This is a genomic window from Mesorhizobium sp. M0185 (genome assembly GCF_040322175.1).
GTDB lineage: Bacteria > Pseudomonadota > Alphaproteobacteria > Rhizobiales > Rhizobiaceae > Mesorhizobium.
The window spans coordinates 21707-34497 of the sequence record NZ_JAMYSY010000015.1 but is presented as its reverse complement, the minus strand read 5'-3'; the positions used below and the strand labels follow the sequence as shown (position 1 = coordinate 34497).

At 63.7% G+C, this 12791-nt stretch carries 18 protein-coding genes; 13 read left to right on the top strand and 5 right to left on the bottom strand.

All coding sequences use genetic code 11. The features are described from left to right. Positions 1 to 27 precede the first annotated feature (27 nt). Positions 28 to 1236 (bottom strand): beta-ketoacyl-[acyl-carrier-protein] synthase family protein, encoded by a 1209-nt coding sequence (locus NKJ20_RS14320; protein WP_352744792.1) that lies wholly within the window; start codon positions 1234 to 1236, stop codon positions 28 to 30. A 4-nt stretch (positions 1237 to 1240) separates the two neighbouring features. Continuing rightward, a complete protein-coding gene (locus NKJ20_RS14315) occupies positions 1241 to 1495 on the bottom strand; it encodes an acyl carrier protein (protein WP_023677013.1) in 255 nt (84 codons plus the stop codon). A 202-nt stretch (positions 1496 to 1697) separates the two neighbouring features. Between NKJ20_RS14315 and NKJ20_RS14310 the strand changes: the two genes are divergently transcribed. From NKJ20_RS14310 to NKJ20_RS14295, 4 genes are read left to right on the top strand one after another with little or no spacing between them, the layout of a single operon-like run. Beyond that, complete coding sequence (locus NKJ20_RS14310) at positions 1698 to 2540, top strand: urease accessory protein UreD (RefSeq protein ID WP_352744789.1); 843 nt, start codon at positions 1698 to 1700, stop codon at positions 2538 to 2540. Positions 2541 to 2568: 28 nt separating this feature from the next. Beyond that, the gene (locus NKJ20_RS14305) at positions 2569 to 2871 is read left to right on the top strand and encodes an urease subunit gamma (protein WP_023677011.1); all 303 of its coding nucleotides are present in this window, start codon (positions 2569 to 2571) and stop codon (positions 2869 to 2871) included. 19 nt (positions 2872 to 2890) lie between these two features. Beyond that, entirely contained in the window at positions 2891 to 3148 is a 258-nt protein-coding gene (locus tag NKJ20_RS14300; protein WP_352744787.1) for a DUF1272 domain-containing protein, read from the top strand. A gap of 29 nt (positions 3149 to 3177) precedes the next feature. Next, positions 3178 to 3483: an urease subunit beta gene (locus NKJ20_RS14295; protein ID WP_023677008.1), complete on the top strand. Its 306-nt coding sequence runs from the start codon at positions 3178 to 3180 to the stop codon at positions 3481 to 3483. Between the two features lie 26 nt (positions 3484 to 3509). On the opposite strand, the gene NKJ20_RS14290 is transcribed toward NKJ20_RS14295, so the two are convergent. Continuing rightward, a complete protein-coding gene (locus tag NKJ20_RS14290) occupies positions 3510 to 4004 on the bottom strand; it encodes a hypothetical protein (protein ID WP_352744784.1) in 495 nt (164 codons plus the stop codon). 126 nt (positions 4005 to 4130) lie between these two features. Further along, positions 4131 to 4514, bottom strand: coding sequence for a hypothetical protein (locus tag NKJ20_RS14285; RefSeq protein WP_023677006.1), 384 nt, complete (start codon positions 4512 to 4514; stop codon positions 4131 to 4133). A gap of 179 nt (positions 4515 to 4693) precedes the next feature. Here NKJ20_RS14285 and ureC point away from each other — a divergent pair, with 179 nt between their 5' ends. The 8 genes from ureC (at position 4694) to NKJ20_RS14245 (ending at position 10780) form a co-directional block, all read left to right on the top strand. Then, positions 4694 to 6406: an urease subunit alpha gene (gene ureC / locus NKJ20_RS14280; protein WP_502894895.1), complete on the top strand. Its 1713-nt coding sequence runs from the start codon at positions 4694 to 4696 to the stop codon at positions 6404 to 6406. Positions 6407 to 6453: 47 nt separating this feature from the next. Beyond that, positions 6454 to 7047 carry a hypothetical protein gene (locus tag NKJ20_RS14275; RefSeq protein ID WP_023677004.1) on the top strand — a complete coding sequence of 198 codons (594 nt, stop codon included), beginning with the start codon at positions 6454 to 6456 and terminating at the stop codon, positions 7045 to 7047. Positions 7048 to 7102: 55 nt separating this feature from the next. Then, positions 7103 to 7711 carry an urease accessory protein UreE gene (locus NKJ20_RS14270; protein ID WP_352744781.1) on the top strand — a complete coding sequence of 203 codons (609 nt, stop codon included), beginning with the start codon at positions 7103 to 7105 and terminating at the stop codon, positions 7709 to 7711. Beyond that, entirely contained in the window at positions 7692 to 8393 is a 702-nt protein-coding gene (locus tag NKJ20_RS14265) for an urease accessory protein UreF (protein WP_502894894.1), read from the top strand. Before NKJ20_RS14270 ends, NKJ20_RS14265 begins: the two co-directional genes overlap by 20 nt. Continuing rightward, positions 8390 to 8854, top strand: coding sequence for a hypothetical protein (locus NKJ20_RS14260; RefSeq protein ID WP_352744776.1), 465 nt, complete (start codon positions 8390 to 8392; stop codon positions 8852 to 8854). Before NKJ20_RS14265 ends, NKJ20_RS14260 begins: the two co-directional genes overlap by 4 nt. After that, the gene (locus NKJ20_RS14255) at positions 8851 to 9291 is read left to right on the top strand and encodes a DUF3995 domain-containing protein (RefSeq protein WP_352744773.1); all 441 of its coding nucleotides are present in this window, start codon (positions 8851 to 8853) and stop codon (positions 9289 to 9291) included. Before NKJ20_RS14260 ends, NKJ20_RS14255 begins: the two co-directional genes overlap by 4 nt. Next, complete coding sequence (ureG, locus tag NKJ20_RS14250; RefSeq protein ID WP_352588667.1) at positions 9288 to 9929, top strand: urease accessory protein UreG; 642 nt, start codon at positions 9288 to 9290, stop codon at positions 9927 to 9929. Before NKJ20_RS14255 ends, ureG begins: the two co-directional genes overlap by 4 nt. A gap of 83 nt (positions 9930 to 10012) precedes the next feature. Next, positions 10013 to 10780: a class II aldolase and adducin N-terminal domain-containing protein gene (locus NKJ20_RS14245; protein ID WP_352619420.1), complete on the top strand. Its 768-nt coding sequence runs from the start codon at positions 10013 to 10015 to the stop codon at positions 10778 to 10780. 22 nt (positions 10781 to 10802) lie between these two features. On the opposite strand, the gene NKJ20_RS14240 is transcribed toward NKJ20_RS14245, so the two are convergent. Then, positions 10803 to 11435, bottom strand: coding sequence for an HAD family hydrolase (locus NKJ20_RS14240; protein WP_352744770.1), 633 nt, complete (start codon positions 11433 to 11435; stop codon positions 10803 to 10805). 360 nt (positions 11436 to 11795) lie between these two features. On the opposite strand from NKJ20_RS14240, the gene NKJ20_RS14235 reads away from it, so the two are divergent. Further along, positions 11796 to 12755, top strand: coding sequence for a sugar-binding transcriptional regulator (locus NKJ20_RS14235; protein WP_023676997.1), 960 nt, complete (start codon positions 11796 to 11798; stop codon positions 12753 to 12755). Positions 12756 to 12791: the final 36 nt, after the last annotated feature.

Here is a 12791-nt window from a genome sequence, read left to right as displayed (position 1 = left end):
CCGGTGAAGGACCCGCAAGGGGTGCGGTCACACGGCCTTGACCGCCAGCACCGCATTGGTGCCGCCGAAGGCGAAGCTGTTGCTGATCGCGGTGCGCACGGTGCGTTCGCGCGCCACGTTCGGCGTGATGTCGAGATCGCAGTCGGCGTCGGCTTCCCGATAATTGGCGGTCGGCGGCACGATGCCTTCGCGGATCGCCATCACGCAGGCGATCATTTCCAGCGCGCCGGAGGCGCCGAGGCAGTGGGCGTGCATCGATTTGGTCGAGGACACCGAAAGCTTGTAGGCATGGCCGCCGAACACGCGTTTGATCGCCGCCGTCTCGATCTGATCGTTGGCCTTGGTGCCGGTGCCATGCGCGTTGAGATAGTCGACGTCCTCGGGATTGAGCCCGGCATCGACGAGGCAGAAGCGCATCGCCGCCTCAGGCCCTTCGATGGTTGGCGCGACGATATCGGAGGCGTCGGCGGAAAGGCCGACGCCGGCGATTTCAGCAAGGATGGCGGCGCCGCGCGCCATGGCATGCTCATATGTTTCCAGCACCACCATGCCGGCGCCTTCGCCGAGCACGAGCCCCTGGCGGTCGGCCGAAAACGGCCGGCAGGTGTCCGGCGACAGTACCCGCAGGGCCTCCCAGCCCTTGAGGATGCCCCAGACCAGCGGCGCATCGGTGCCGCCGGCGACCATGACGTCGGCGCGGCCGAGCCTGATCTGATCGACCGCCGAGGCAATGGCGTGGTTGGATGACGAGCAGGCAGAGGTGATGCCGAACACCGGCCCGCGCAGACCAAGATTCATGCTGACATGGCCGGCTGCTGCGCCCGGCATTACTTTCGGGACGGTGAAGATGCCGGCGCGGTTCTTGCCTTCGAGCAGGATGGCGCGATAGTTCTCTTCGATTGCCTCCCAGCCGCAGACGCCGACGCCGACGATGGTGCCCATCCGGTAGGTGTTGGCCGCGTGCGGGTTCAATCCCGCCTGCTGTGCCGCCTCCCGCGCGGCGATCGTCGCCAGAAGGCTGAAGCGGTCCATCGACACGACCTGCTTGCGGTCGATGCCGTGCTCGGGAAGCGCCTTGATTTCGCAGCCGACCTTGACCTTCAGATCATGCAGCAGCGGATTGTCGATCGCGCCGATTGCCGAACGGCCGGCGCGCATTTCATTCCAGATTGCCGATGCATTGGTGCCGAGCCCGCATAATCCGCCGATGCCCGTGATGACGACGCGCTTGTGCATTCAGTCAGGCTTTTTTCGCGATCAGCGCGCGAACCGCCTCGACCATGTCGCCGACATTCTTCAGATTGCTCCAGGCATCGACAGTGTTCATCTCGATTTCGATGCCATACTCTTCCTCGAGATCGAAGATGATCTCCGTCAGTTCCAGCGAATGGATGCCAAGGGCGGTCAGTTCGGTACTGGTGGTGATTTCCTCGCCGCCCGGCTCGGCATGAGCCTTGATCTTGGCGATGATATCGTTTGCCAGCTGGTCAGCCATTCGGTTTCTTCCCCAACTCTGTCGTTTCCCGACGCCAACTGATCAGCGCCCCTTTTGTCCTCGATTACGTCGTCATCGTCGCCTTTTACCCCCGCCAGGCGCCGGTGACCGTACCAAGGTGGCTCCCTCTATAGAAACCGAAACGCTGTCAAGCAACAAGCTATATATCGACAAAGCCGCCGCAGTGCTTAACGTTGGTGTCGTGGATACGATCGCATATAGCTTGACTTCAGTGCCGCCGGCCCAGCGTGTTGCCGGCGTCGCGCGGCTTGGCTGCGACTGGAACGGAGGCCGCACGCGTCTTCGGCGTCTGTACCAGGACGGTTCGGCCAAGATCCGCATGCCGGCGGTCTCGGCCGATCCGCTCGAAGCCGTCCTGATCAACACCGCCGGTGGGCTGACCGGTGGCGACCGTCTCGCCTGGGAGGTCGATGTCGGTGCCGGCGCCTCCGCAACCATAACAACGCAGGCCTGCGAGAAAATCTATCGCGCCGCATCCGACCGCGCCGAAGTGCGGGTGCAGCTGACCGTCGGAGAAGACGGCCACATTGCCTGGCTGCCACAGGAAACCATCGTCTTCGACCGCTCGGCCTTTGCCCGCAGCCTTGACGTGGAGCTTGCCACCGGAGCCGAGGCGCTGATCCTGGAGGCTACCGTCTTCGGCCGCCTGGCCATGGGTGAACGGGCTTCGCAAGGCCATTTCCACGACCGCTGGCGCGTCCGCCAGGACGCGGCGCTGGTCCATGCAGAGGAGTTCCGCATCGGCCCGGACATTGCGGCGACCTTGAACCGTCCCGCAGCGGCCGGCGGTGCCGTCGCCGTGGCGACGCTGCTGATGGTATCGCCACGGGCAGAGGCTTTGCTCGAGCCGGCCCGGGGCATAGTCGGCGGCCAGGGCGGCGTCAGTTTCTGGAGCGTGCGGAAATCTGGCAAGCTTCTTGCGAGGCTGTTCGCTGAGGACGGCTACCAGCTCCGCAAGCGGCTGGTGCCGCTTGTCGAATTGCTCAACGGACGGGCGGGCCTGCCCAAATTATGGTCACTCTGATTTCGATTGTGTCACCGCAGGAAAAAGCATGAATCTGACGCCGAGGGAGAAAGACAAGCTGCTGATCGCCATGGCGGCGATCGTGGCCCGCAAGCGGCTCGAACGCGGCGTCAAGCTCAATCATCCGGAAGCGATCGCGCTGATCACCGATTTCGTCGTCGAGGGTGCCCGCGACGGCCGCGCGGTCGCCGAGCTGATGGAGGCCGGCGCCCATGTCGTCACCCGGGCCCAGGTGATGGAAGGCATTGCAGAAATGATCCACGATGTGCAGGTCGAGGCGACGTTTCCAGACGGCACCAAGCTGGTGACCGTGCACGAGCCGATCAGATAACACCGCCAAGGAGAGGAAAATGCTTGAGCTGCGTCCCAACTGCGAGTGCTGCGACAAGGATCTGCCGCCCGATGCGACGGATGCGGTGATCTGCACCTTCGAATGCACCTTTTGCGCCGACTGCGCACAAAACGTGCTCGGCGGCGCCTGTCCGAATTGCGGCGGCAACTTCTCGGCCCGCCCGATCCGTCCGGCAGCGCTGCTGACGAAATATCCGGCCTCCACCAAGCGCGTCCTCAAGGCAGAAGGCTGTGGTCCGGCCCGCAAGGCCGCCTGATCCTGCGACCGTGAAACGGAAGGCAATCAATGATCCCAGGTGAAATCATCACGGCAAGCGGCGAGATCGAACTGAACAAGGGTCTGGCGACGGTCACCTTGAAGGTAGCCAACAGCGGCGACCGGCCGATCCAGGTAGGCAGCCATTATCATTTCTTCGAGACCAATGAGGGACTGAGATTCGATCGCGACAAGGCCCGCGGCATGCGCCTCGACATCGCTGCCGGCACCGCCATGCGTTTCGAGCCCGGCCAAGAGCGCGACGTTACCCTGGTGCCGTTCGGCGGCAAGCGCGAGGTCTACGGATTTCAGCAGAAGATCATGGGCGCGCTGTGAGATCGAAGGCGTCGAGCAGTTTCGGCTCAGCCGGGCGGCTTGGCCGCCGCATAGATGACGACCTTTCCCGGATCGTCGAATTCCACCGCCAGAACGTCCTCGGTTTGCACTCGCCGCGAATCGATGGCGTTGAACAGCAATGCGTTCGCCTCGATCTCCTTGCGCAGCTCGGCGATGTCGTCCCGATGTTGCCTGACCTTGTTTTCGATCGCCGGCGGCGGGCCGCCTTCGGTGCGCGCGGCATCGGTAAGAAACACGATATCGACCTTGTCGAGCTTGGATGTCTTGCGCACGGCGGCGATGTTTTCACGCGTGCGGTCGATCGCCGAACTGACCTTGCCGGCTTCCGCATTTGTCTGGGTCTCTTCCTGGCCGACCTCCGAGCCGACGATCCGGTTGACGGTCTCGGCGCTATCGAGGCTCTGCGCGTTCAGCGCGGCGTGCGGAATGCTGGCTGCCAGAAACGCGGTCGCGGCAATCCCATGCAGCCATCTGGTGTCGGAGAAGGTGGTGGTCGCCATCGCTCGTTCTCAGGGTCCTTTTCGAGGCTCGTGTCAGGGCGACAGGACCGAAACGTAACGTCCCCCGTGAAGGTTCCCTTCGCGATGCGGCGGGCTGGCCGAGCGCCGGCCCGCCGCATCGTCTCGTCAGCTCGCTTTCTTGGTGATCAGCGTCAGCGCGCCATTGGTGCTCATGCTGGCGGCGATCACCTGCGCCGAGGTGAGCCCCTTGGCTTCGAGCGCGGATTTGACCTGCGGTGTCGCGTCGATCGAGCCGCGCAGTTTCTGCAGGTCGGCATCGCTGCGCTTGGCGATCACCTCGTTGACCTTGGCTTGAGTGTCCGCGGGCAGATCCTTGATATCGACGACGTTGATCGCCTGGATGGTGGGCGCCTGCGGCTGCGCCCCGGGCGCGGCAGGAGCAGGCGCAGCCGGCGCCGGACTGGGCTGCTGCGCAGGCTGTTGCTGGGCGCTGGCGGCGGTTGCGAGCACCAGCGTGGCGGCGGCTGCCAGAAGGGTCGTTTTGCGCATGGATGTTCCTTTCCATCGATTGGCAAATGGTCGTTTTGGGGTGGCCCGGCCACCTCAAACGCTAAATGGGATCGGAAAGTGTCGCTCAGCGGGTCATTGCGTGACCATAGGATGGCGGCAATGTGGGGCCTGGCTTCGACAAGCGGTATTTTCGGGCTGTATTTCGGGAGCAATTGCTGATGGCTAAAATCACCCGCGCCGCCTATGCGCAGATGTACGGCCCGACCGTCGGCGACAAGGTCCGGCTCGCCGACACCGAGCTGTTCATCGAGGTCGAAAGGGATCTCACTCTTCACGGCGAGGAGGTGAAGTTCGGCGGCGGCAAGGTCATCCGCGACGGCATGGGCCAGAGCCAGGTGTCGCGCGCGCAAGGCGCGGTCGACACCGTCATCACCAATGCGTTGGTCGTCGATGCCACCGCCGGTATCGTCAAGGCAGATATCGGCCTCAGGGACGGCCGTATCGCCGCGATCGGCAAGGCCGGCAATCCGGATACCCAAGGCGGCGTCACCATCATCATCGGTCCCGGCACCGAGATCATCGCCGGCGAGGGCAAGATCCTGACCGCCGGCGGCTTCGACGCGCATATCCACTTCATCTGCCCGCAGCAGATCGAGGAAGCGCTGATGTCGGGCATCACCACCATGCTCGGCGGCGGCACCGGCCCGGCGCACGGCACGCTGGCCACCACCTGCACGCCTGGGCCGTGGCACCTGGCGCGCATGATCCAGTCTTTCGACGCCTTCCCGATGAATATCGGCCTGTCGGGCAAGGGCAACGCGTCGCTGCCTGCCGCGCTCGAGGAGATGGTGCTCGCCGGCGCCTGCTCGCTGAAGCTGCACGAGGACTGGGGCACGACGCCGGCTGCAATCGACTGCTGCCTGTCGGTCGCCGACGATTACGACGTGCAGGTGATGATCCACACCGACACGCTGAACGAGTCCGGCTTCGTCGAAAACACGGTCGCGGCGATCAAGGGCCGCACCATCCATGCCTTCCACACCGAAGGCGCCGGCGGCGGCCACGCGCCTGATATCATCAAGGTCTGCGGCCTGCCTAACGTCATTCCGTCCTCGACCAACCCGACCCGCCCCTACACGATCAACACGCTGGCCGAACACCTCGACATGCTGATGGTCTGTCACCATCTGTCGCCGTCGATCCCCGAAGATATCGCCTTTGCCGAAAGCCGCATCCGCAAGGAAACCATCGCCGCCGAAGACATTCTGCACGACATCGGCGCCTTCTCGATCATCTCGTCGGACAGCCAGGCCATGGGCCGTGTCGGCGAAGTGGCGATCCGCTGCTGGCAGACCGCCGACAAGATGAAGCGCCAGCGCGGTTCGCTGCCGCAGGAGACCGGCGACAACGACAATTTCCGCGTCCGCCGCTACATCGCCAAATACACCATCAATCCGGCCATCGCGCATGGCCTGTCGAAGGACATCGGCTCGGTGGCGGTGGGAAAACGCGCCGACCTCGTGCTGTGGAATCCGGCCTTTTTCGGCGTCAAGCCGGACATGGTGCTGATCGGCGGCATGATCGCCGCCGCCCCGATGGGCGATCCCAACGCCTCGATCCCGACGCCGCAGCCGATACATTACCGGCCGATGTTCGGGGCCTACGGCAAGGCGATGACCAATTCGTCGGTGACCTTCGTTTCGAAGGCCGCGCTCGACGCCGGCCTGCGCGGCAGGCTCGGCGTCGACAAGCAGATGGTCGCGGTCGAAAACACCCGCGGCGGCATCGGCAAGCATTCGATGGTGCTCAATGACGCCACGCCGCATGTCGAGGTCGACCCCGAAACCTATGAGGTCCGCGCCGACGGCGAACTCCTGACCTGCGAGCCGGCTACCGTGCTGCCGATGGCGCAACGCTACTTCCTGTTCTGAACCATAGGCGTTAGAACGACCGATGTAGAACATGCCGCGCCAGGCCTATGGACCCGCAACTCCCCTACGCCCACGACATTTTCCCGCATATCCGCATCGTCCTGGGCATGGTGATCGGCCTCGGCGTCACCCGCCTGCTGTCGGGGGTCGCCCGCATCGTCCAGCATCCCGGCCAATACCGGCTCTATCCCGTGCACCTCGCCTGGGTTGCGTCGGTGCTTTTAATGCTGGTGCATTTCTGGTGGTGGGAGTTCGGCCTGTTCCAGATCGAGAATTGGACCTTCGGCAAATACCTGTTCATCATCTTCTACGCCGTCACGCTGTTCCTGCTCTGCGCGCTGCTGTTTCCGGATTCGATGCTGGACTACACCAGCTATGAGGATTTCTTTTATTCGCGCCGGGCCTGGTTCTTCGGCCTGCTGGCGGCGACCTATCTGCTCGACGTGATCGATACGCTGCTGAAAGGGCCGGAGCATTTCGCCCATTTTGGCGTCGAATATCTGATCCGCACACCGGTTTTCGTCGCGCTTTGCGTCATTGCGATCCTGCTGCGCGACCGCCGCTTTCACATCGCCTTTGTCGCCGGCGCGCTCGTCTATCAGATATCGTTCATCCTGCGGCTCTTCGACACGATCGTCTGAGCCCCATTGGGGCGGCGGACGCGATAGGCTAGGCTTTTGGGAGAGGCAGTCTTACATGAAGCTCGATATTCGCACCGACTTCACCAAATTCCCGCGCGCCGTCGCCGTCCTGGCCGCAGGCGAAGCCGGAACCACCACGCCATACGACCGGGCGGTGCTTGCCCATGACGAGCGGCATCTGCGCCGTCGCGCCATCGAAACGGCCCGTGGCGACAAGGTGCTGGTCGACCTGCCCGAACCGGTGACCTTGAACCATGGTGACCGGCTGGTGCTGGAGGATGGCCGCCACATCGAGATCATCGCCGCCGAGGAGCCGCTCTACGATATCAGGGCCAGCGACCCTGTCCATCTGGCAGAGCTTGCCTGGCACATCGGCAACCGCCATCTCCCAGCCGCCATCGAAGCTGGGCGCATCCTCATTCTGCGCGACCATGTCATCAAGGCGATGCTGGAGGGATTGGGCGCCACGGTGAGCGACGTCTCCGAGCCGTTCAAGCCGGTGCGCGGCGCCTATTCCGGGCATGGCGGCCACGGCCACGCTCATGCCAAGGCGCATGCGCACAGCCACGCCGAAGCGCATTCCCATGGCCATAGCGAATCGCATTCCCATGGCCATAGCGAATCGCATTCCCACAGCCATTCGCATGACCATGACCATGACTGACCAGCCTTCCAACGTTGCCCAGCCTTCCAATATTGCTTTGTTGCGGCTGATGGCGTGGCTGTCGCCTTCCTTCCCGGTCGGCGGCTTTTCCTACAGCCATGGTCTCGAGCAAGCCGTGCATGCCGGGCTGGTTGCCGACAGCAAAGAGCTCGCCGCGTGGCTGGAAACGCTGTTCGAGATGGGTTCGGGCTGGAATGATGCGGTGCTGTTTGCCGAAAGCTGGCGCAGGGCGCGCGAAACCGGCGATCTCGATGAAATCGTCGCCCTTGCCGAAGCTCTGGCAGGCTCGCGCGAGCGCCATGCCGAGACCATGCTGCAGGGCGCTGCTTTCCTGAAGGCGGCCTTCGCCTGGCCGTGCCAGGTGCTGGATCGCCTGCCGGCCGAATGTGCCTATTGCGTTGCCGTCGGCGCCGTTGCCGGCGATCACGGCATTGCGCTGCGGGACGCCCTGGCGGCCTTTCTGCAGGCCTTCTTCTCCAATCTCGTCCAGGCTGCGATCCGGCTTGGCATCGTTGGCCAGACCGGAGCGACCGCGCTGCTCGCCGGCTTCGAGCCACTGGCGTTGGAAACTGCCGCTCGCGCTTCCGGCTCGACGCTTGACGATCTCGGCGGCTGCGCGTTCGTCTCGGACATCATGGCGATGAAGCACGAGACGCAATATTCGCGGCTGTTCCGCTCATGAGCCTCAGCGCGAACAGGCTTCACCTTGTCGAGGCACTCAATGGCATTCGCCAGTTGTCGGTCTGTGTGGTCGGGCATTCGATCGGATCGACGATCAACCTCGGGTTTGGTGCAACTGAGCCGCGTCGCTACGCAAAGCGCAGGAGCGGCAAACGTCGCACTGGTTATTCCAGGATTGCCAAGCGCGATCTCTTTTTGGCCTCCGCTGCATGGGAGTTGCGTGGTCCCAACGGCTATAGTCTGCGCTCGTCAGACAATCCACGTCGGATCGCCAAGGAAATCGAATTGATGATCGGGACCATAGTCGTCGGGACACAGTTGCGTGGATTTCGGCAACAAGCAGAAATTCGTTTTGCTGGTGGCGCAACACTGCGGTTCAGGCCTGACCATAGCGAGGACAATGGTGGCTGGAATTTCAAAGTTGGCGGAAGCTACCTGTTTGCCTCGGGTCTGAGCTCATGATCATTCTCGCCTTCGCGCTCTCGCTGGTCCTGCTGCTGATCACCACGCTGCATGTTTATTGGGGCATTGGCGGCATCTGGCCGGGCAGGGACGCCGCCTCCTGCGCCCGCGCGGTGGTCGGCTTCCGTGGCGTCGACGAAATGCCGGCGCCCTTCGCCAGCTTCGCCGTCGCCGCCTGCCTCGGCCTGGCGACGCTATGGCCGATGGCGCTCGAAGGCGTGTTTGCCACGCCCTTTCCCAAGGCAGGGCTCGCCGCCACAGCGCTACTCATCGCGCTGGTCTTCCTGGCGCGCGGCATTGCCGGCTTCACGCCCTGGTGGCGCCGGCTGGCGCCCGAACAGCCTTTCGCGCGGCTTGATGTCAGCTACTATTCGCCGCTCTGTCTGTTGATCGGCCTCGGCTTCGCCATTCTTGCCATCACGGAGTTCCCTAGATGACACAAGCCAACGGTCCTCTTCGCATCGGCATCGGCGGCCCGGTCGGCTCCGGCAAGACGACGCTCACCGAAAAGCTCTGCAAGGCGCTGCGTGACGAGTTCTCCATCGCCGTCGTCACCAACGACATCTACACCAAGGAAGACGCCATGATGCTGGCCCGGCTGCAGGCGCTCCCTGAGGATCGCATCATCGGCGTCGAGACCGGCGGCTGCCCGCACACCGCCATTCGCGAGGACGCCTCGATCAATCTGCAGGCGATCGCCGAAATGACCAGAAAATTCCCGGATCTCGACATCGTCTTCATCGAATCGGGCGGCGACAACCTCGCCGCCACCTTCTCGCCGGACCTTGCCGACCTGACGCTCTATGTCATCTCGGTTTGCCAGGGCGAGGAGATCCCGCGCAAGGGCGGCCCGGCAATCACGCGGTCGGATTTCCTGGTCATCAACAAGAGCGACCTTGCGCCCTATGTGAACGTCAATCTCGACGTGATGGAAAGCGACGCTGCCCGCATGCGCGGCAAACGGCCGTTTGGCTTCACCGACCTGTCGCGCGGCAAAGGGCTTCAGGAGGTGATAGATTTCATCGTCGAGTATGGCGGGCTGAGAGCCGGCACTGCCACCAGCACGGCGGCATAGCAATCGCGTTCGCCTGCACCAAACGAAACCGGTTGCGCGCGTTCCAGTCGCGCGGCATCCTCGCCTCTTTCACGGAGGTTACGATGAGCATCGCCCGCCTGCAGAAGGAAGTGCTGACCAACCTGCCGTTTTATGAGGAGCGCGTCGATCTCGCTTGCGCCTTCCGCTGGACGGCGCGGCTCAACATGCACGAGGCGGTGGCCAATCATTTCTCGCTGGCGGTCAACGACGATGGCTCGCAGTTCCTGATGAACCCCAACCAGGTGCATTTCTCGCGCATCAAGGCGAGCGACCTGCTGTTGATCGACGCCAACGATCCCGACACGCTGGCCGGCCCGAATGCGCCCGACCCGACGGCGTGGGGCCTGCATGGCGCCATCCATCGCAACGTGCGTCATGCACGCTGCGTCATGCATGTCCACTCGATCCACGCCACCGTGCTTGCCTCGCTCGCCGACTCGACGTTGCCGCCGATCGACCAGAACTCGGCGATCTTCTTCAACCGCCATGTCGTCGACGCTCATTATGGCGGGCTGGCCTTCGAGGAAGAGGGCGAGCGCTGCTCCCAGCTTCTTGTCGACCCGAAGGTCAAGGTGATGGTGATGGGCAACCATGGCGTGCTGGTCATCGGCGACAGCGTCGCCGACACCTTCAACCGCATGTTCTATTTCGAGCGCGCCGCCGAAACCTATATCAAGGCGCTGTGGACCGGCCGGCCGCTGCGGGTACTGTCGGATGAGATCGCGGAGAAAGCGGCAAGGGAACAGGAAGACTATCCCGGCCAGGCCGAGCGCCACCTTTCCGAACTGAAGGCGATCCTCGACGAGCAGGAGCCTGCCTACCGGAGTTGAGCGCGGTCCCGCCGGGCCTGGCTTAAAGCCCGAGTTCGGCCCGCAATTCGCCGGCGCTGTTGATGACAATCGCCCCCGGCGGCCCCTCCATGGGCACCTCTGGCCAGAAAATCGTCTTCATTCCAGCTGCCAGCCCCGCCGTGGCGCCGGTCACGCTGTCGTCGACCGCCACGGCCTCGGCGGGATCGACGTCGGCCAACCAGGCGGCGCGCAGGAAAGGTTCGGCATGCGGCTTGCCTTCACGCACGTCGTTGCGGCTGACCGTCTTCATGCCGGGATATACGAGGCCTACGGCGCGCAGATTGGCATCGACGATCAGCCTGTCCGAGTTGGACACCACCGCTTGCGGCACGCCAAGCGCGCGCAGCTCATTGAAAATCTCGATCGCGCCGGTGCGTGGCGTCAGCGTTTCGGCCATCGGCAGATAGTGATCGTATTTGCGCACGATCCAGTCGTCGAAAGGCAGGTCGAGGCCGAACTCGTCGCGCAGCATTTCGTAGACCGGCCATGCGGCGATGCCGAGCACGCGCTCATGCAGGTCGGCCGGCGGCGCGATGCCGACGCCGCGCAGCGCCGCAATCAGCGCCGCCTCGTGCAGCGGCTCGCTGTCGACCAGCGTGCCGTCCATATCCCAGAAAACCGCTTTCGGCGTCATGCAAGGCTCCATTCTCAAAAAATTCCTTAAAGCGTTTAGCGCGCGAGATAAACCGCCGCGTCCCCGCTAATGCATGTCGCGCAAAGTGTGCAGCGGTTTTGCGATGACGACATGCATAAAAAGGAACCTAAAACGCGCCGCATGAGGCCGATCGAACGCAACGCGCTTTAGAACCGGGACTGGTGCGACCTCGACAGCCTTGCTGTTGCAACGAGACTGGGTCGACCTGTCACTTCGCTCCAAACACCAAGTTTCATCACTAAGCAATTGCTCTTACAATAGGCAATTGCGCGCAAGTTCATTCCCTGCGAAACTACTGCGCTCCGCCTCTTATGCTCGGCGGGGTTGGGAGGCAGGAACTTGAATTCGCGGCAGGACAGCGGCGGCAACAGGCTGGACGACGCGGCGCGTGCCGGCTGGCTCTATTATGTCGCAGGCAACACCCAGGACCAGATCGCCGCCACGCTTGGCATCTCGCGGCAGACGGCGCAGCGGCTGGTGTCGCTCGCAGTCTCCGAAGGGCTGATCAAGGTGCGCGTCGACCATCCGATCGCCAATTGCCTCGACCTTGCGGCACGGCTGAAATCGCGCTTTGCGCTTGATCTGGTCGAGGTGGTGCCGAGCGACCCTTCTTCTTCCTCCACCGTCATCGGCGTCGCCGAGGCGGCGGCGGCCGAGATCGAACGGCGGCTGCGGTCGCCGGTGCCGATCGTCATGGCGATCGGCACCGGCCGCACGCTGAAGGCCGCGATCGAGCAACTGCCGCCGATGGAATGCCCGCAGCACAAAGTGGTGTCGCTGACCGGCAACATCTCGCCGGACGGCTCGGCGGCCTTCTACAACGTCATCTTCACCATGGCCGACAGGGTCAAGGCGCGTTCGTTTCCGATGCCTTTGCCGGTCATCGCTTCCTCGCCCGAGGAGCGCGAGATGCTGCTCAGCCAGCCGATGATCCAGCCGACGCTGGCGCTTGCGGCCGAGGCCGACGTCACCTTTGTCGGCATCGGCGATCTCGGCCCGAAGGCGCCGCTTTACGAGGACGGCTTCATTTCGGAGGGTGAATTAAAGGCGCTGCAGAAGGCCGGCGGCGTCGCCGAGATCGTCGGCTGGGTATTCGATCGTGACGGCCGCATGATCGAGGGCATCACCAATGATCGGGTGTCGTCGGCGCCGCTGCCGTCGCGCGAAAAGTCGCTGGTGATCGCGCTTGCCATGGGCGACCGCAAGCTGCCGGGCATCTTCGCCGCCGTCAACCGGCGGCTGGTCAACGGCCTCATCACCGATGAGCGGACCGCCGCCGCCTTGCTGGCGGGCGCATGATCTCCGAGCCGCTGGCGGTCGGAAACGATCATGTGA